17 protein-coding genes and 1 riboswitch are annotated in these 18,647 nt (G+C 46.8%); of the genes, 16 read left to right on the top strand and 1 reads right to left on the bottom strand.

Annotated elements, in window-relative coordinates; genetic code table 11:
- Window positions 1-10 precede the first annotated feature (10 nt).
- The 10 genes from AR337_RS07240 to AR337_RS07190 all read left to right on the top strand — a co-directional run bounded on the left by AR337_RS07240 (window position 11) and on the right by AR337_RS07190 (window position 12,781).
- Window positions 11-2,368, top strand: coding sequence for an endonuclease MutS2 (locus AR337_RS07240; protein WP_059171335.1), 2,358 nt, complete (start codon window positions 11-13; stop codon window positions 2,366-2,368).
- Between the two features lie 20 nt (window positions 2,369-2,388).
- A complete protein-coding gene (locus tag AR337_RS07235; protein WP_059171334.1) occupies window positions 2,389-2,793 on the top strand; it encodes a DUF350 domain-containing protein in 405 nt (134 codons plus the stop codon).
- A 482-nt stretch (window positions 2,794-3,275) separates the two neighbouring features.
- Window positions 3,276-4,979, top strand: coding sequence for an AMP-binding protein (locus AR337_RS07230; protein ID WP_059171333.1), 1,704 nt, complete (start codon window positions 3,276-3,278; stop codon window positions 4,977-4,979).
- A 387-nt stretch (window positions 4,980-5,366) separates the two neighbouring features.
- Window positions 5,367-5,975 (top strand): TetR/AcrR family transcriptional regulator, encoded by a 609-nt coding sequence (locus tag AR337_RS07225; RefSeq protein ID WP_059171332.1) that lies wholly within the window; start codon window positions 5,367-5,369, stop codon window positions 5,973-5,975.
- A 12-nt stretch (window positions 5,976-5,987) separates the two neighbouring features.
- Window positions 5,988-6,761: an enoyl-CoA hydratase gene (locus AR337_RS07220; RefSeq protein ID WP_059171331.1), complete on the top strand. Its 774-nt coding sequence runs from the start codon at window positions 5,988-5,990 to the stop codon at window positions 6,759-6,761.
- 109 nt (window positions 6,762-6,870) lie between these two features.
- A complete protein-coding gene (locus tag AR337_RS07215; RefSeq protein WP_059171330.1) occupies window positions 6,871-7,644 on the top strand; it encodes an electron transfer flavoprotein subunit beta/FixA family protein in 774 nt (257 codons plus the stop codon).
- A gap of 82 nt (window positions 7,645-7,726) precedes the next feature.
- Window positions 7,727-8,704, top strand: a complete 978-nt coding sequence (locus tag AR337_RS07210; RefSeq protein WP_059171329.1) for an electron transfer flavoprotein subunit alpha/FixB family protein — start codon at window positions 7,727-7,729, stop codon at window positions 8,702-8,704.
- A gap of 178 nt (window positions 8,705-8,882) precedes the next feature.
- The gene (gene trxA, locus AR337_RS07205) at window positions 8,883-9,197 is read left to right on the top strand and encodes a thioredoxin (RefSeq protein ID WP_059171328.1); all 315 of its coding nucleotides are present in this window, start codon (window positions 8,883-8,885) and stop codon (window positions 9,195-9,197) included.
- Between the two features lie 218 nt (window positions 9,198-9,415).
- Window positions 9,416-11,188, top strand: a complete 1,773-nt coding sequence (gene uvrC / locus AR337_RS07200) for an excinuclease ABC subunit UvrC (RefSeq protein ID WP_059171586.1) — start codon at window positions 9,416-9,418, stop codon at window positions 11,186-11,188.
- 69 nt (window positions 11,189-11,257) lie between these two features.
- A riboswitch (Lysine riboswitch) is annotated at window positions 11,258-11,435 on the top strand.
- 116 nt (window positions 11,436-11,551) lie between these two features.
- Window positions 11,552-12,781 carry an aspartate kinase gene (locus AR337_RS07190; RefSeq protein ID WP_059171585.1) on the top strand — a complete coding sequence of 410 codons (1,230 nt, stop codon included), beginning with the start codon at window positions 11,552-11,554 and terminating at the stop codon, window positions 12,779-12,781.
- Window positions 12,782-12,841: 60 nt separating this feature from the next.
- Here AR337_RS07190 and AR337_RS07185 read toward each other — a convergent pair whose 3' ends face one another.
- Window positions 12,842-13,285, bottom strand: coding sequence for a YslB family protein (locus tag AR337_RS07185; protein WP_059171326.1), 444 nt, complete (start codon window positions 13,283-13,285; stop codon window positions 12,842-12,844).
- Window positions 13,286-13,632: 347 nt separating this feature from the next.
- Here AR337_RS07185 and AR337_RS07180 point away from each other — a divergent pair, with 347 nt between their 5' ends.
- The 6 genes from AR337_RS07180 to AR337_RS07155 all read left to right on the top strand — a co-directional run bounded on the left by AR337_RS07180 (window position 13,633) and on the right by AR337_RS07155 (window position 18,529).
- A complete protein-coding gene (locus AR337_RS07180) occupies window positions 13,633-14,241 on the top strand; it encodes a succinate dehydrogenase cytochrome b558 subunit (RefSeq protein WP_059171325.1) in 609 nt (202 codons plus the stop codon).
- Window positions 14,242-14,298: 57 nt separating this feature from the next.
- A complete protein-coding gene (gene sdhA / locus AR337_RS07175) occupies window positions 14,299-16,056 on the top strand; it encodes a succinate dehydrogenase flavoprotein subunit (protein WP_059171324.1) in 1,758 nt (585 codons plus the stop codon).
- An 18-nt stretch (window positions 16,057-16,074) separates the two neighbouring features.
- Complete coding sequence (gene sdhB / locus AR337_RS07170; protein WP_059171584.1) at window positions 16,075-16,854, top strand: succinate dehydrogenase iron-sulfur subunit; 780 nt, start codon at window positions 16,075-16,077, stop codon at window positions 16,852-16,854.
- Window positions 16,855-17,023: 169 nt separating this feature from the next.
- Complete coding sequence (locus tag AR337_RS07165; RefSeq protein WP_059171583.1) at window positions 17,024-17,626, top strand: class D sortase; 603 nt, start codon at window positions 17,024-17,026, stop codon at window positions 17,624-17,626.
- 135 nt (window positions 17,627-17,761) lie between these two features.
- The gene (locus AR337_RS07160) at window positions 17,762-18,193 is read left to right on the top strand and encodes a thioesterase family protein (RefSeq protein WP_156424347.1); all 432 of its coding nucleotides are present in this window, start codon (window positions 17,762-17,764) and stop codon (window positions 18,191-18,193) included.
- 111 nt (window positions 18,194-18,304) lie between these two features.
- The gene (locus AR337_RS07155; protein ID WP_048825928.1) at window positions 18,305-18,529 is read left to right on the top strand and encodes a response regulator transcription factor; all 225 of its coding nucleotides are present in this window, start codon (window positions 18,305-18,307) and stop codon (window positions 18,527-18,529) included.
- Window positions 18,530-18,647 lie beyond the last annotated feature (118 nt).

Below are 18,647 nucleotides of genomic sequence, written 5' to 3'. Positions count from 1 at the left end.
AGGTTTCTCCATGCAAGATAGAACATTGAAAGTACTCGAGTTTTTCAAAGTAAGGGAGAAGCTCATGGGGCATGCTTCTTCGCCGCTTGGCCGTGATAAAATATCGAAGCTCATTCCTTCCTCGGATTTTCAGGAAGTAGAAAGGCTCCAGGAGGAAACGGATGAGGCAGCAACGGCGCTCCGGTTAAAAGGGAATGTGCCGCTGTCTGGCATTCATGATATACGGGCTCATATAAAGAGGTCGGTAATTGGCGGGATATTGAGCCCGGCAGAACTTGTCCAAATCGCGAGCACCATCTCGGCAAGCAGGCAAATCAAGCGGTTTATCGAAAACCTTCATGAAGATAACACCAATATCCCATATCTATTTGACTATGTAAGCAGGATTATTCCGCTGGCAAACCTCGAACAGGCAATCAAGATGGCAATTGACGAAGGCGGGGAAGTCCTTGATACAGCGAGCGATACATTGAGGGCTCTTCGCCAGCAGCTCCGGTCGAATCAATCGAAGGTAAGGGAAAAGCTTGAAAGCATGATTCGATCCACCAGCGCGCAAAAGATGCTGTCCGATGCAATTGTCACGATTCGGAACGACAGGTTCGTCATTCCGGTGAAGCAGGAATATAGGGGGCATTATGGCGGAATCATCCATGACCAAAGTTCATCGGGGCAAACGCTATTCATTGAGCCGCAGGCGATTGTCCAGTTGAACAACCAGGTCCAGGATATCCGTGTTAAGGAACAGCTTGAAATTGAAAGGATCCTCGCCGAGCTTTCGGCACTGTCGGCTGAACATAGTGCTGAACTGCAGGTCATTTCCGATGTTCTCGGGGAGCTTGATTTCATTTTTGCAAAAGCACGCTATGGACGAACTATAAAAGGGTCAAAGCCCACAATGAACAATGAGGGCAGGATTGCGCTTTACAAGGCCCGCCATCCATTGATACCCATGGATCAAGTTGTGCCCAATGACATCTTGCTTGGCAAGGACTTTACTACAATCGTGATCACCGGTCCGAATACAGGCGGAAAGACAGTGACACTGAAAACAGTCGGCCTATGCACATTGATGGCGCAGGCAGGGCTTCAAATACCGGCGCTTGACGGATCGGAGCTGGCTGTTTTCAACGCGGTGTATGCGGATATTGGCGATGAGCAGTCCATTGAGCAAAGCTTAAGCACATTTTCCTCCCATATGGTCAATATTGTCGATATACTCAACAAAGCCGACCACAATAGCTTCGTACTCTTCGATGAACTAGGGGCGGGCACCGACCCACAGGAAGGGGCGGCGCTGGCGATTTCGATTTTGGATGAGGTATACAAGCGGGGGGCCAGGGTGATTGCTACGACCCATTACCCCGAATTAAAGGCGTATGGCTACAACCGTGAAGGCGTCATGAATGCAAGTGTCGAATTTGATGTTGAGACCCTCAGCCCAACATACAGGCTGCTGCTTGGTGTGCCCGGCCGGAGCAATGCGTTCGAAATTTCCCGCCGGCTTGGCCTGAATGAACGCGTTATTGAAAATGCGAAATCCCATGTAAGCGAGGACAGCTCGCAAATTGAAAATATGATTTCAAGCCTAGAAAAGAGCAGGCGTGATGCCGAAAATGAGCTTTCCGAGGCGCACGAATTGCGGAAACAGGCGGAAAAGCTTCATGCCGATCTGCAAAAACAAGTGATTGAATTATACGAGCAACGTGATTCCTTTATGGAAAAGGCGGCCGAGAAAGCTGGTAAGCTTGTTGAAAAAGCGGCGGAGGAAGCAGAGGAGATAATCGGCGACCTGCGGAGGATGAGGCTCGAGAAGAATGCCGAGATCAAGGAGCATGAATTGATCGAAGCGAGGCAGCGGCTTGCCGGAGCAGCCCCAAAGGTAAAAAGGACTGAAAAACCGGGGGCGAAAAAGGCAGCAAAGCATACCTTCATGCCTGGGGACGAGGTAAAGGTCCTAACCTTTGACCAAAAAGGAACCCTCATTGAAAAAACGTCCGGCCAAGAATGGCAGGTCCAAATTGGGATTTTGAAAATGAAGGTGTCCGAGAAGGATTTGGAATACATCAATGCGCCAAAGCCAAAGGAAGTGAAGCCGATGGCAATCGTAAAGGGCAGGGACACCCATGTCTCACTTGAACTCGATTTACGCGGCGAAAGGTATGAGGATGCATTGGTAAAGGTAGAAAAATATATCGATGATGCCCTTCTGGCGGGCTATCCGCGCGTCTCGATCATTCACGGAAAAGGAACCGGGGCATTGAGGCAGGGAGTACAGGAATATTTGAGGAACCACCGCTCGGTTAAGAAAATACGGTTCGGGGATGCCGGTGAAGGCGGGACCGGAGTCACGATTGCGGAGTTTAAATAAGGGTTGGGGAGCTAATCGGCATGGAACACTTTTGGCAAAATGAATTTATCCAGATTGCAGCATACTATAGCCTGGTCATCCTCTGTATCATCCTCTTCCTCGCTGCATTTGAGCTGGTTACAAAGTATAATAACTGGGAGGAAATCAAAAAAGGAAATTTGGCCGTTGCCATGGCAACTGGAGGAAAAATGTTTGGGATTGCAAATATCTTCAGACATGCTATTCAAGAACACACTTCGGTTCTGGCAATGATCGGTTGGGGAGTATACGGCTTTGCCCTCCTGCTTGTCGGCTATTTCATTTTTGAGTTCCTCACTCCTAAATTCAATGTGGATGAAGAAATCGAAAAGGACAACCGGGCCGTCGGATTTATATCAATGGTGATTTCAATCGGATTATCCTACATAGTCGGAGCTGGAATCTAAACGGAGGAAACAAAGTGGAAACTCTAGCAAAAGTTCTTTTGGGCCTTTGCGGCTTATTTATTCTGATAGGAATCATCTATATGGCGTTCATTGCCTAAGAAACCGCCGCTGCATAATGCAGCGGTTTTTTCTTATTTAGTTTGAAATTAATTCTTACACAATTGTTTAAAAGGTTAGTTGATTGCAGCGGAGGGCACCGACTCCGGCGGGATGCTGCGGCAAGGGGAGACCCCACAGGCGCGAGCGCCGAGGAGGCTCCACTGACCCTCCGCGGAAAGCGTGTGCCTGTAGCGGAAATAGACGGCAAGGGACATTAGAATATAAATTTTGATTAATCCATATAATTTTATTTTGGGCAGTATTGATTTAGAGATGAAGTTGATTAAAGCGTAAAGTGTATCTGATTGTGGATTTATTGCCGATGGATTATAATGGAACAAATAGATAGAATTTTTAAAAAACTCTCTATACAGGAGGTTCCTATGATTGAGATAAAGCCTTGGCTCAAGCATTATCCAGAGGAAATCCCGGCTTCCATAGACTACCCGACAGAATCACTGCAGAGCTACTTGATCAAATCAGCGGAAGAATTCCCCGATAAAGCCGCAATTCACTTTATGGGGAAAGAGCTGTCGTTCCGTGAGGTAAGGGAAGGCGCGGAAAAATTGGCTGCTTACTTGCAAGGACTCGGAATTAAAAAAGGCGACCGGGTCGCAATCATGCTCCCAAATACTCCCCAGGCTGTCATCGGCTTTTATGGCATCCTGCTGGCGGGGGGAGTGGTTGTCCAGACCAATCCTCTTTATATGGAACGAGAGCTGGAATACCAAATGAAGGATTCTGGGGCTCTTGCCATCATCACCCTCGATATTCTCTATCCACGAGTTTCAAAGATTGTTCAAAAAACGGATTTGAAGCATATCATTGTTACCGCCATCAAGGACTCTCTCCCATTCCCGAAAAATCTGATCTACCCATTCATCCAGAAAAAACAATACGGGATCGTTGTGAAGGTAAAACATGAGGGAAGCAACCATTTGCTGACTGAAATCCTGAAAATGCCAGCTGGCGCCATTGAGCAGTATCCGCTCGATTTTGAAGAGGATCTTGCTCTGCTTCAATATACCGGGGGTACGACAGGATTCCCAAAAGGAGTTATGCTCACCCATAAAAATATTGCAGCCAATGTATTGATGTGCAATAAATGGATGTATAAATGCAGGCGCGGCGAGGAAAGTGTGTTGGGTATCCTTCCGTTTTTCCACGTGTATGGGATGACGACGGTCTTGATCATGTCAATCATGCAAGGGTACAAAATGATCCTGCTGCCTAAATTCGATCCTGAAACAACACTGAAGACAATTCAAAAACAGCGTCCAACTTTATTTCCGGGGGCGCCAACTATTTATATTGGCCTGTTGAACCGTCCTGATTTGAACAAATACGATTTATCATCAATCGATTCCTGCATAAGTGGATCGGCTCCGCTTCCCGCGGAAGTCCAGCAGGAATTTGAGAAAATAACAGGCGGAAAGCTTGTTGAAGGGTATGGGCTCACCGAATCCTCCCCAGTTACGCATTCAAACTTCCTGTGGGACCGGCCAAGGATAAAGGGAAGCGTCGGTGTTCCATGGCCGGATACAGATGCGGCAATTCTTTCATTTGAAAATGGGGAGCGGCTGCCACCAAGCGAAATAGGGGAAATAGCCGTCAAAGGGCCACAGGTGATGAAAGGGTATTGGAATCGCCCGGAGGATACAGCCATGACATTAAGGGACGGCTGGCTTTTGACCGGTGATTTGGGCTATATGGATGAAGACGGCTACTTCTATGTGGTCGACAGGAAAAAGGATATGATCATCGCGGGAGGCTTTAATATTTACCCAAGGGAAATTGAAGAAGTCCTTTATGAACATCCCGCCATCCAGGAAGCGGTTGCCGCAGGGGTTCCTGATCCATACAGAGGAGAGACCGTCAAGGCGTATGTAGTCCTCAAGGAGGGCGCGCATGCCACAGAGGAGGAGCTGGATGAATTTGCGCGTAAGCATTTGGCGTCCTTCAAAGTTCCGAGAATATATGAGTTCAGGAAGGAGCTTCCCAAAACCGCGGTCGGTAAAATTCTTAGGCGCGTCCTTGTTGATGAGGAACGGAAAAAGCTGCAGGAGGAAGAGCAAAAGCATGCCTGACAAAAGGGGGAGCCGCTATGCGGCTTTCCCTTTTTGGCGTCTAGGGGTTATAAAATAGAACATTGTGGATAATTCAAAATAAGTTATATTAATCCAGCTCCAGCGCCTAGCCCCTCGAGGTCATAAGCCGGCTCCCTCCGGAGGGCAGGCCCGTCCTGCGGGCCCAGTCTTATGCTGGTCGGGGCTGACCAAGGCGCTTGCGCATTTTGTTCCCAAGAAAGGAATTTCCCTTTTTCGGCCAATCATTATATGATAGAAATACAATGCACAACATGATCGAAGGCCGCGGGCTGCTTGACAGAAAAACCCGGGCAGTTTTATTATTAAAATATGAATGATTGTTCATTCATTCCAAGTGTTTCTTTCTTCGAAGGAGGGTAAATAGAGGTGAAGAAAAACAGGCCAAAATACATGCAAATCATAGATGCCGCTGTTTCCGTCATAGCTGAAACTGGGTACCACCAGGCCCAGGTCTCGAGAATTGCCAGGCAAGCGGGAGTAGCGGATGGGACGATTTACTTGTATTTTAAAAACAAGGAAGATATCCTCGTCTCTTTATTCGAAGAAAAGATGGGATCATATATTGAAAAAATTGAGCCAGTAATAGCAGGAAAAGAGACGGCGGCAGAGAAGTTATTACTGTTGATCAATTCCCATTTCCGAATGCTTTCAGAGGACCAAAGCCTTGCGATTGTCACCCAGCTCGAGTTAAGGCAGTCGAATAAGGAATTACGTTTAAAAATCAATGAGGTTCTAAAAGGGTATTTGAAAATCATTGATCAAATTCTCTTGGAAGGCAAACAAAATGGAGAGTTTTCCAAATCGCTCGATATCCGCCTTGCCCGGCAGATGATATTTGGGACGATAGATGAAACGGTCACCACATGGATAATGAATGAACAAAAGTACGAGTTGCACTCATTGAGTGCTCCTGTTCATGAGCTTTTGTTAAATGGATGCGGAGCGGGCATAGCCGGGCCCTCCGCCGTGAAATGAGGGGGGATCAGTTTGGAATTTTTAAAATGGTCAAATGAAGGCGGTATTGCCGGGATCACGATTCAACGGCCGCCAGCCAATGCTCTTTCTTCAGAAGTTTTAAAAGAGCTTTCATCAGTGCTGGATGAAATTGAAGCGGAAAAGGAAATCAAAGTGATTTTACTTCGCGGTGAAGGAAGATTTTTTTCCGCAGGGGCGGATATTAAGGAGTTTACGACAATCACAACGGCAGACGACTTTTCAAATCTTGCCAAGCTCGGCCAAAACTTGTTTGACAGAATGGAAAAATTCCCGAAGCCAATAATTGCAGCCATTCACGGTGCGGCTCTCGGAGGAGGCCTGGAGCTTGCCATGGCCTGCCATTTCCGTCTTGTAAGTGAAACAGCAAAGCTTGGGCTTCCGGAACTTCAGCTAGGGCTTATTCCTGGATTTGCCGGCTCACAGCGGCTTCCGAAATTTGTGGGGCAGGCCCGCGCGGCCGAAATGCTCTTTACTTCTGAGCCAATTACGGGGCTTGAGGCAGTCCAATATGGCCTGGCAAACCATGCTTATCCAGAAGAAGAACTTTTGGAACATGCCTTTACATTTGCAAAGAAAATTGCCAAAAAGAGCTCCGGTTCATTAAAAGCCGCCATTGAGCTCTTGAATTTCACAAAAACTGGGGAGTTTTACACAGGCGTTGAAAGGGAAGCAGAGTTATTCGGAGAAGTTTTCATGTCGGCAGATGGCCAGGAGGGAATCCAGGCATTTTTTGAAAAACGAGAACCCGACTTTAAAGGGGAATAACGTTCAAGTACCAGGTTCGCACCTGGTTTAAAAGATAAAATGTAAGCGTTTTATCTAAATTTTATCTCTTAAACTTGCGGAATAGTTAATTTTGGGAGGGAAATGTTTTATGAATATTTTTGTGCTGATGAAAAGAACATTTGACACGGAAGAAAAAATCTCAATGGCTGGCGGCAAAATCAATGAGGATGGTGCTGAATTCATCATCAACCCTTATGACGAATATGCCATTGAGGAAGCCATCCAGGTACGCGATGCCCAAGGCGGTGAGGTGACCGTTGTGACAGTCGGGACGGAGGAAGCTGAAAAGCAGCTTAGGACCGCTTTGGCAATGGGCGCTGATAAAGCTGTCCTGATCAATACAGAAGATGATGTCGAATACGCTGACCAATTTACGACAGCCAAAATTCTTGCCGAGTTCCTAAAAGACAAGGATGCGGACCTTATCATTGGCGGGAATGTAGCCATTGATGGAGGTTCTGGCCAGGTCGGTCCGAGGGTTGCTGAACTGCTCGGCATTCCATATGTAACGACGATTACAAAGCTGGACATAGATGGCGGGAAGGCAACATTAGTCCGGGACATTGAAGGTGACTCAGAAGTCGTTGAAGCATCTCTTCCGCTTCTTGTCACTGCGCAGCAGGGATTGAATGATCCCCGCTATCCTTCGCTACCTGGAATTATGAAGGCGAAAAAGAAGCCACTTGAGGAGCTCGAGCTCGATGACCTTGATCTCGAAGAAGATGACGTAGAGGCGAAAACCAAAACAATTGAACTTTTTATGCCGCCAAAGAAAGAAGCAGGAAGGGTTCTGCAGGGAGATTTACAAGAACAAGTCAACGAACTGGTCAAACTGCTGCATACGGAAGCTAAAGTCATCTGATCCATTTTGGCTTTAAAATGGAAAAAAAGAAGAATCCAATTAGCATGAAAGCTAGATTGATAAAGTGCAGGAGGTAGAGGATATGGCGAGAAAAGTGTTGGTTTTGGGAGAAGTCCGCGATGGTTCGCTCAGGAACGTTTCCTTTGAAGCGATCGCAGCGGCAAAAACGGTAGCAGAAGGCGGAGAAGTGGTCGGTGTTTTGATAGGCGACGCTGTGAGTTCTTTAGGAAATGAACTTTACCAATATGGCGCGGACAAAGTAATCGCAGTTGAGGACGAAAAGCTGAATAATTATACTCCAGACGGATTTTCACAGGCACTAATGGCGGTTGTCGATTCCGAGAAGCCAGATGGAATGATTTTCGGCCATACGGCTCTTGGAAAAGACCTTGCGCCAAAAATTGCCGCGAAACTAGGCAGCGGCCTGATTTCTGACGTTACAGCCATTGAGTCAGCTGGTGGAAACATTGTGTTCACACGGCCAATCTATTCGGGTAAAGCTTTTGAAAAGAAAATTATTACAGACGGCCTGATCTTCGTGACAATCCGCCCGAACAATATCGCTCCGCTCGAAAAGAGTGAAGCCGCAAGCGGTACAGTAGCCGCTGTGACAGTGGAAATTAAGGATTTAAGGACAATTGTGAAAGAGGTTGTACGGAAAGCAAGTGAGGGCGTCGACCTTTCCGAGGCAAAGGTTGTAATCGCTGGAGGGCGCGGAGTAAAAAGCGCCGATGGGTTTGAGCCTTTGAAAGAGCTGGCAAACTTGCTAGGAGGAGCGGTCGGGGCTTCAAGGGGAGCCTGTGATGCTGATTATTGTGATTATTCGCTCCAAATCGGCCAGACAGGAAAAGTTGTCACACCTGACCTGTATATTGCCTGCGGTATTTCGGGAGCCATCCAGCATTTGGCCGGTATGTCTAATTCCAAGGTTATCGTTGCCATTAACAAAGATCCGGAGGCCAACATCTTTAAAATCGCGGACTATGGGATTGTCGGAGACTTGTTCGAGGTCGTACCGCTTTTGACAGAGGAGTTTAAAAAGCTGAAGATCCACTCATAAGCAGGAAATGTGAAAAGGGCGGATTCTTCCGTCCTTTTTTCAATAGAAGCCGGATACGAAAAGGAATAGTCCCGCAATAGCAAGGGAACGATAGTGCAGAACATATTATTAGCATGCACTTTCAAATGGTGGTATACTTTCGGTAGATTTTAGAATGAAATTTAGGAGGCTTTTTTTTATGGCTATTTCAAATGTTTCAGACCAGAACTTCGCTGGCGAAATCGGTTCAGGCCTTGTTCTTGTAGATTTTTGGGCACCATGGTGTGGCCCTTGTAAGATGATTGCTCCTGTACTTGAAGAAGTGGATTCCGAAATGGGCGACCAGGTCAAGATTGTTAAGCTCGATGTTGATCAAAACCCGGAAACTTCAGCAAAATACGGCGTTATGAGCATCCCGACATTGCTTGTTTTCAAAGACGGCGAGCAGGTTGACAAGGTTGTAGGCTACCAGCCAAAAGAAAACCTCGTTAGCCTTCTGCAAAACCATATGTAACATCCCTCCCCTGGCTGTTCGTTGCGCCGGGGGTATTTTTTTTGAAAGGTATTATGCATCACCGGAAAAATGGCCAAAGGTTTCTTGCGGCAAGCTGTGGACTTCCATGGTAAAATTAAAAAAGCGGGGTGTTCCATTCAACCCGCTGTTTGAACTGAACTTACCGTGAAAACACTTTATATAGATGGAAAAAGTAATGAAAGGGGATGGCCGGCCAAATGAATGAATTAATTAGTCAAAAACTGACCCTGCTGCCGGACCAGCCTGGGTGTTATTTAATGAAGGACAGGCAGGGGACAATCATCTATGTGGGGAAGGCAAAGGTTCTGAAAAACAGGGTAAGGTCCTATTTTTCCGGTTCGCATGATGCAAAAACTCAGCGGCTGGTCGGTGAAATCGAGGATTTTGAATATATTGTAACCTCCTCCAATATTGAAGCGCTCATCCTTGAGTTGAACCTGATCAAGAAATATGATCCAAAATACAATATCATGCTGAAGGATGATAAAACCTATCCTTTCATCAAGCTGACAGCCGAGCGCCACCCTAAGCTGATCATCACTAGGAAGGTGAAGCGGGATAAAGGAAAGTATTTTGGACCATATCCGAACGTTCAGGCTGCCAACGAAACGAAGAAATTGCTAGACCGGATATACCCGCTAAGAAAATGCGCGACGCTTCCAGACCGCGTCTGCCTATACTATCACCTAGGCCAGTGCCTGGCCCCATGTGTGAAGCAGGTTCCGGAGTCGGAATATAAACGGATGTTAGATGAAATAACTAGGTTCCTAAATGGCGGCTACAAGGAGATTAAAAAAGAGCTCACCGAAAAAATGTCCCAGGCGGCTGAGCAGCTTGATTTTGAGCGGGCCAAGGAATACCGGGATAAAATCGCTCATATAGAAGCAACGATGGAAAAGCAGAAGATGACGACGACCGATTTTACGGACCGGGACGTGTTCGGCTACGCGGTAGATAAGGGCTGGATGTGCGTCCAGGTGTTCTTTGTCCGCCAGGGGAAGCTGATCGAAAGGGATGTTTCCCTGTTCCCGATTTACGGAGAGCCGGAGGAGGAAATGCTCACCTTCCTTGGGCAGTTTTATTCAAAAGCAAACCATTTCAAACCGAGAGAAATCCTTATCCAGGACAGCGTAGACTGCAAAATGGCCGAGGAGCTGCTTGAAGTGAAAGTCCTTCAGCCGCAGCGCGGGGCAAAAAAGGACCTCGTCAAGCTTGCCGTGAAGAATGCGCAAATTGCCCTGATTGAAAAGTTCTCGCTAATCGAACGTGATGAGAACCGGACCATTAAGGCTGTCGATAATCTAGGTATGCTACTGGGCATCCATACCCCAAACCGGATTGAGGCTTTTGATAACTCAAACATCCAGGGAACCGACCCCGTTTCGGCGATGGTCGTGTTCATGGATGGGAAACCGTATAAAAAGGAATACCGGAAATACAAAATTAAATCGGTTAAAGGACCTGATGATTATGAATCGATGAGGGAAGTGGCCAGAAGAAGATACTCGCGGGCGTTGAAGGAAGAACTTCCGCTTCCGGACATGATTATCATCGATGGCGGGAAAGGCCACGTCGAAGCTGTGAGAGACGTACTCGAAAATGAACTGGGACTTGAAATCCCACTCGCCGGACTTGTGAAGGATGAGAAGCATAAAACATCCCAGCTCCTGTACGGCAATCCGCTGGAAATAATTCCTCTCCCACGCAACAGCCAGGAGTTTTACCTGCTGCAGCGCATTCAGGATGAAGTCCACCGGTTTGCGATTACTTTCCACAGGCAGCTTCGAGGCAAGAGCGCATTCCAATCCATCCTCGATTCCATTCCGGGGATTGGCGAAAAACGGAAGAAGCTGCTTTTGAAGAATTTTGGTTCCGTAAAAAAAATGAAGGAAGCAAGTGCGGAGGAATTCCTTAAAATCGGCATACCGGGCCCAATTGCGGAAGAACTTCTCAAAAAATTAAATACTTAGGATTGCCGAATAAAAAACAGTTGTGTTATAATCATGGATAATTTCATATACTATCACTTTAATTTCTAAAGTGAAGGTAGAGGCGCGGGCTTCAAGAGTAAAAATCCGGAGAAAAATGGATTCCAGGAGGGATTTTGAAAGGGTAGACCGCCGAAGCGGCGAATGGGCCATTCCAGACGCTTGCTGGTCCTGTATTGAATAAATGCAGGATTGTCAGGGTTTACTACCCTGGAGGGCTATCTCACATAGATGCGTAGATGTGTCACGTATCCGGGCAATGAGATAACTCTCATTGCCCTTTTTATTTGTGCAGATACCTTACTTCCAATCAGAAAAAAGATACTAGAGAAAGTTGGGGAAACAGTGGCAATCATTGTACAGAAATTTGGCGGCACCTCTGTTGGTTCGCCTGAGCGGATTATGAATGTGGCCAGGAGGATCATGGAAGAATGTGAAAAAGGCAATCGTGTAACAGTTGTCGTTTCTGCAATGGGGAAAACAACGGACCAACTGGTCGGACTGGCGAAGGAACTTACCTCATCGCCTTCCAAGCGAGAAATGGACATGCTCCTTTCAACCGGGGAACAGGTGACCATTTCCCTGCTGGCAATGGCATTACATGCATTAGGGAAGGAAGCAGTCTCCTTTACCGGCTGGCAGGCCGGGATAAAAACAGAAGATGTCCATGGGAACGCAAGGATCATGGACATTGATCCGGAAAAAGTTCTAAACATCCTAAATGAAGGTAAAGTTGCTATCGTGGCTGGATTTCAAGGGACTACCGAGCATGGTGAAATTACCACACTCGGAAGGGGCGGATCAGATACGACTGCCGTTGCCCTGGCGGCAGCCATGAAAGCCAGCCGCTGCGATATTTATACAGATGTGACCGGTGTTTTCACGACAGACCCGCGTATGGTGAAAAATGCCAGGAAACTTCTATCTGTTTCCTATGACGAAATGCTGGAACTTGCCAATTTAGGTGCGGGAGTCCTCCATCCTAGGGCAGTCGAGTTTGCGAAAAATTACGGAATTCCGCTTGTCGTGCGCTCCAGCATGGAAAAAGAGGAAGGGACCATTATAGAGGAGGAAGTATCAATGGAAGAAAATTTAATTGTACGCGGAGTCGCTTTTGAAGACCAAATTACACGGGTATCCGTAATCGGTTTGGCTGAATCTCTGAATGGCCTGCCGTCGATTTTTGCTTCCCTGGCGAAGAATAGTATTAACGTGGACATTATCATCCAAAATATCACAGGTGATGGTACAGCAAATCTTTCATTCTCCATCAAGACGGAAGACTTGGAAAAAACAATCGAGGTCCTTGAAGCGAGTAGAAAAGCATTGGGATACGGCAGGATTGAAACGGAGACCGGCCTTTCCAAGGTATCCATTGTCGGATCTGGCATGGTATCGAACCCCGGAGTTGCAGCGCAAATGTTTGGCGTACTGGCAGATCAAGGCATCCAGGTAAAAATGGTCAGCACATCGGAAATAAAGGTATCCGTTGTAATTGACGAGACATTCATGGTCAAAGCAGTTGAAGCGCTGCATGACGCTTTTGCCCTAGCAGGCAGCGAAATCCACTCTTAAATTGAAACGGAAATAGCCCCCCTTTTCGGATTGAAAGGGGGGCTATTTTTAGAATTTTGTTTATCCTTCGATAGGGTCTTTTCTGTCCCATTTGACTGTGAAAACAGCAATTTTGGAACGCTTGACCGGATGCTCGAACGCCTCGGCCACAACCCCTTTTTGCAATTCGATTTGCTGGGCTAGAAAACCAGCCTCAATTTGGAAATAGGACTCCGCCTTGGAAGTAACCCGTGATGGAAGAAGGACAGCGGCCAATTCGAATTCAATTTCATTTTTTGATTCTTTTCGGATAGCCAGAGTGCCCCATGAAGCCCGGGAAAAAAATGCGATGACTTCTTCTAATGTATTCAGCGGGTATTTCCTGGCAAGCAGCTTTCCAGCCCAATAAAGAAGCTCGGGCGCATTTTTGCCAAGAAGTTCCGGCAATAGGGTATCCCTAATCAATTCATAGCCGAATTTGCTAACGGATTCAGTTTGCTGTAATTCAGAAGCTGTATCTTTCAAACGACTCCCTCTCTTTCTATCATTCTATTATATACATATTTTCCATTGCAAAATCTTTAAAATTATTACAAATTATTTTACCTTCCCTTCCCCCTCCTACGAATTTCCGAAGAATTCTCGGTGACTTCCTCCACTTGGACGCTCTTCAAATAATCCTTATATCAGTATATTTTTAAGATTGTGTCTATATGAGAAATAATGTATTCGTTTTCTTGACGCTCTCCCACCTTGAGAGTAAAATGAACATGTCACATGAATGTAACTAAAGGTTCATAACTTTTTCACAATGATGATAGGTTTATATTCTAAAAGGGGAGCCTTCATCGCATTAACTAGGGGGTATGATTATGGCGGGTAACAGAGAGTTTTTTTACCGCAGGCTGCATTCGCTACTGGGAGTCATCCCGGTCGGAGTTTTTCTCATGCAGCACCTGCTCGTGAACTATTCTGCAACAGGAGGTCCGGAGTCCTTCAATAAAACGGCAGACTTTATGGGAAATCTCCCTTTCAGGCTTGTCCTGGAAACCGTAGTGATTTATTTGCCTTTGCTATACCATGCAATTTATGGACTTTATATCGCTTTTACAGCAGACAATAACCCGGGCAGATACGGTTATTTCCGTAACTGGATGTTCACAATCCAGCGTGTTACAGGCGTAATTACGCTGATCTTTGTAAGCTGGCACGTATGGGAAACCAGGGTCGCGGCAGCTTTTGGCGCGACAGTAGATTATAACATGATGGCAGACATTTTAAGCTCTCCTTTCATGGTTGTTTTTTACTTCTTAGGGGTTATTTCTACTATTTTTCACTTCGCGAACGGGCTTTGGTCATTCTTTGTCAGCTGGGGCGTCACTGTGACTCCGCGCTCACAAATAATTTCCACGTATTTTACAATGGGCCTCTTTTTTGCCCTTTCCTTTGTCGGGATTCGCGCCTTGCTAGCATTTATGTAATCTGAAAAATTAGGTCGGTCCTGATAGATTAGGAATTAATTAGGGAGTGAGTCAAGAATGGCAAAAGGAAAGATAATTGTTGTCGGAGGCGGGCTTGCTGGTTTGATGGCTACCATCAAGGCAGCTGAAGCCGGGACACAGGTGGAATTGTTTTCGCTTGTGCCGGTAAAGCGTTCCCACTCCGTTTGTGCGCAGGGCGGCATTAACGGCGCCGTCAATACGAAAGGTGAAGGCGACTCCCCATGGGAGCACTTTGACGATTCTGTATACGGTGGTGACTTCCTCGCCAACCAGCCTCCTGTTAAGGCAATGTGCGATGCTGCGCCTGGAATCATCCATTTATTCGACCGTATGGGCGTTATGTTCAATAGGACGCCAGAAGGCCTGCTCGATTTCCGCCGTTTTGGAGGCACACAGCATCATCGCACCGCGTTTGCCGGAGCGACAACCGGGCAGCAGCTTCTTTATGCGCTTGATGAACAGGTTCGCCGCTTTGAAGTAGCCGGCCTTGTGACGAAGTATGAAGGCTGGGAATTCCTCGGTGCTGTCGTTGATGAAGACGGGACGTGCCGCGGAATTACGGCGCAACACCTGACTTCCATGGATATCAAGGCATTTCCCGCTGATGCTGTAATCATGGCTACCGGCGGTCCTGGAATCATTTTTGGAAAATCGACAAACTCAATCATCAATACCGGTTCCGCGGCTTCAATAGTTTACCAGCAGGGCGCCTATTATGCGAATGGGGAATTTATCCAAATTCACCCAACAGCCATCCCAGGGGATGACAAGCTTCGCCTGATGAGTGAATCGGCACGTGGTGAAGGCGGGCGCATTTGGACATACAAAGATGGAAAACCTTGGTATTTCCTTGAAGAAAAATATCCGGCGTACGGAAACTTGGTTCCAAGGGATATCGCGACGCGTGAAATCTTTGATGTGTGCGTGAACCAGAAGCTCGGAATAAACGGAGAAAACATGGTCTACCTGGACCTTTCCCATAAGGATCCGCATGAGCTTGACATTAAGCTAGGCGGAATCATTGAAATTTATGAAAAATTCATGGGCGATGACCCGCGCAAGGTCCCAATGAAGATCTTCCCGGCAGTCCACTATTCGATGGGCGGCCTGTGGGTTGACTATGACCAGATGACCAACATCCCTGGCCTCTTTGCCGCTGGGGAATGTGACTATTCCCAACATGGTGCGAACCGCCTTGGCGCCAACTCGCTTCTTTCTGCTGTTTTTGGGGGAATGGTTGCCGGCCCGAATGCTGTCCGTTATATCAATGGGCTTGAAAAAAGCGCGGATGCGTTGGAAGAGTCTGTATTCTCAAGCCATGTCATGGAAGAAGAAGCAAAATGGAATCACATCATGTCGCTTGATGGCACTGAAAACGCCTATGTCATCCATAAAGAACTCGGCGAGTGGATGACTGATAACGTAACGGTTGTCCGCCATAATGACAAGCTTCGCAAGACAGATGAAAAGATTCAGGAATTGCTTGAACGTTATGACCAAATCAACATCAACGATACGGCACGTTGGAGCAACCAGGGAGCAGCTTTCACACGCCAGCTTCAGCATATGCTGCAGCTTGCCCGTGTAATCACAATTGGAGCGTTGAACCGTGACGAGAGCAGGGGGGCCCATTACAAGCCTGACTTCCCTGAACGTGACGATGACAAATTCCTGAAAACTACAATGGCCAAGTTCACAGGCCAAAAATCGGCTCCGGCTTTCCATTATGAAGAAGTGGATACTTCATTGATTAAGCCGCGGAAGCGCGATTATTCGAAAAAGAAGGGGGAGTAGAAACGGATGACTGAAACAATGGCAGCCGAAAAGACTGCGACAGCGACCAAGACAGTCAAGTTTATCATCACTCGCCAGGACACACCGGATTCCGCCCCTTACGAAGAAACGTTTGTCCTGCCATACAGACCGAACATGAATGTCATTTCCGCATTAATGGAAATCCGGAGGAACCCTGTAGATGAGAACGGGAAACAGACAACTCCAATCACATGGGAAATGAACTGCCTTGAAGAAGTTTGCGGGGCGTGTTCAATGATTATCAACGGAAAGCCGCGCCAATCCTGTACAGCATTGGTAGACCAGTTGGAACAGCCGATTCGCCTAGCGCCGATGAAAACATTCCCAATCGTCCGTGACCTGCAGGTTGACCGCAGCAGGATGTTTGATTCTTTGAAAAAGGTAAAAGCATGGATTCCAATTGACGGAACCTATGATTTGGGGCCTGGCCCGCGCATGCCTGAAACAAAGCGCCAGTGGGCATATGAGCTTTCAAAGTGTATGACATGCGGCGTCTGCCTTGAGGCCTGCCCAAATGTAAACAGCAAGTCGGACTTCATTGGGCCGGCACCGCTTTCCCAGGTTCGCCTGTTCAATGCCCACCCAACTGGTGAAATGAACAAGGCTGAGCGCCTGAATGCGATTATGGGTGATGGAGGCCTTGTAAACTGCGGGAATTCGCAGAACTGCGTCCAATCCTGCCCGAAAGGCATTCCGCTTACAACTTCGATTGCCGCCCTTAACCGTGACACGACATTCCAATCGTTCCGGAACTTCTTCGGCAGCGACCAAGCGTAACAGAATGTTGATTTTAAAAGCTGCCCCAACGCGATTGGGGCAGCTTTTTTGCGTATATTATTGGTCAGTTTGAGGTTTTGCTAGGGCAGGTATTTAGGCGGTATGCCGATTATGCCGGTTTTGATATAATTGTAGGAAGGTGCAAACCTAGAATGGGGTGAGGCCATTGATTGGAAAGGCAATTTTGCCATGGATCTTTATATTTGCAGGCATCGTTGTTCTTGCGGTTGGTGGTTTTCAACTCGCAGAGACGAAAATGAAAAGCGGCCAATCGCTTGAAGAAGCAAGAAGGCTCGTTAAAAGCGGACCAATTGAAGCGAAGGCGCAAATGCCGGGGGAAAAGACAGCCGAGCAACCTGCAAAACCTGGTTTTGGAGAGATTGTTGGCCTCCTGGAACTACCCGCAATCGATTCCGAATTGGCGATTGTTGAAGGAACCGATCCGGATGACCTAAAAAAAGGGGTCGGCCATTATAGCGGTTCCTATCTCCCGGGTGAAGAGGGTCAGATTGTTCTGTCTGGGCATAGGGACACGGTATTCAGGCGCCTCGGTGAGCTTAAACCGGGGGATATTTTAAGGGTCCGGCTGCCCAAAAGTGAGCATAAGTATAAAATAGAGAGAACAAAAATCGTTGACGCGGAAGACCGGTCCATTATTACACTGCAGAGTGAACAGGAAGAATTAATTCTCACAACATGCTATCCGTTCAGCTATGTAGGAAATGCACCAGAAAGATATATCATTTATGCAAAGCCGGTGAAGGTTAACTAAACTGAATTGCAGACAAGCGTCTTTTAGGATGAACTATAAAACTTTCTCTATTCCTTCATGAAGGCTATAATATAATGAATGGACATTCATTTTTAAAGGAGGATGGACGTGGGGAGAATTGGCTATATCGCCTCCATGCCGGAGTGGGAAGAGGAATTCGATTTTTATTATCCGGTAAAGGTGCGTTTTTCTGAAACGGATATGTACGGGCATCTGAATAATACAGTTCCTTTCACTTATTTTGAATTGGCCCGGATTGAATTTTTTAAAGCGATCGGCTTCATGGGGGACTGGCTTAAGCCGGGAAATCCGGTTATTCCTGTAGTCGCAGACCTTCAGTGCGATTTTCTGAAGCAGGTATTTTTCGACGATGAAATAAGAATTTACGTGAAGGCGAACAAGGTCGGCACTTCATCTGTAGACTTGAATTATATGGGTAAAAACAAAAAAGGGGAAATATGCTTTACAGGACGGGGGACAATGGTCCAGATATCCAGGGAAACCGGTAAGGGCGTACCATGGAGCGAGGAGGAGAAAATGCTCCTTTTATCTCCCGGAAACCGTTAATCTTCAAGTAAAATCAGTCACTCATAAAGCGTTTGTTACATACTATATCGTGACTAAATATATACCCATCCCACGGTTCACAACTGGCGAAGGCAAGGAGGGTTACAATACTTGAAGGATAACGGATTCAGCCATAAACCATTACTCACTAAACGGGAAAGAGAAGTTTTCGAACTGTTGGTACAAGACAAAACAACAAAAGAAATCGCTGGAGACTTATATATAAGCGAGAAAACGGTTCGGAACCATATATCGAACGCCATGCAAAAACTCGGCGTAAAGGGGCGTTCCCAGGCAGTTGTAGAGCTCCTGCGAATGGGAGAGCTTGAACTGTGAACATGACCGGCATCCATCCTGGAGGCCGGTCTCAATTTTAAATCCTTGAATTTTTTCCGGAAAAAGTAGAAAATAAGAGCAACCAGGGGACGCGAGGAATGCCTATTCCCCAAGGTTC

The organism is Bacillus sp. FJAT-27445 (assembly GCF_001510665.1).
Classification (GTDB): Bacteria; Bacillota; Bacilli; order Bacillales; family Cytobacillaceae; genus Bacillus_D.
The sequence above is the reverse complement of the archived record's forward strand: the minus strand, read 5'-3'. Positions and strand labels throughout refer to the sequence as shown.

Coding starts and splice junctions, on each gene's coding strand:
- AR337_RS07240 (WP_059171335.1), top strand. CDS start 11: ATGCAAGATAGAACATTGAAAGTACTCGAGTTTTTCAAAGTAAGGGAG.
- AR337_RS07235 (WP_059171334.1), top strand. CDS start 2,389: ATGGAACACTTTTGGCAAAATGAATTTATCCAGATTGCAGCATACTAT.
- AR337_RS07230 (WP_059171333.1), top strand. CDS start 3,276: ATGATTGAGATAAAGCCTTGGCTCAAGCATTATCCAGAGGAAATCCCG.
- AR337_RS07215 (WP_059171330.1), top strand. CDS start 6,871: ATGAATATTTTTGTGCTGATGAAAAGAACATTTGACACGGAAGAAAAA.
- AR337_RS07210 (WP_059171329.1), top strand. CDS start 7,727: ATGGCGAGAAAAGTGTTGGTTTTGGGAGAAGTCCGCGATGGTTCGCTC.
- trxA (WP_059171328.1), top strand. CDS start 8,883: ATGGCTATTTCAAATGTTTCAGACCAGAACTTCGCTGGCGAAATCGGT.
- uvrC (WP_059171586.1), top strand. CDS start 9,416: ATGAATGAATTAATTAGTCAAAAACTGACCCTGCTGCCGGACCAGCCT.
- AR337_RS07180 (WP_059171325.1), top strand. CDS start 13,633: ATGGCGGGTAACAGAGAGTTTTTTTACCGCAGGCTGCATTCGCTACTG.
- sdhA (WP_059171324.1), top strand. CDS start 14,299: ATGGCAAAAGGAAAGATAATTGTTGTCGGAGGCGGGCTTGCTGGTTTG.
- sdhB (WP_059171584.1), top strand. CDS start 16,075: ATGGCAGCCGAAAAGACTGCGACAGCGACCAAGACAGTCAAGTTTATC.
- AR337_RS07160 (WP_156424347.1), top strand. CDS start 17,762: ATGCCGGAGTGGGAAGAGGAATTCGATTTTTATTATCCGGTAAAGGTG.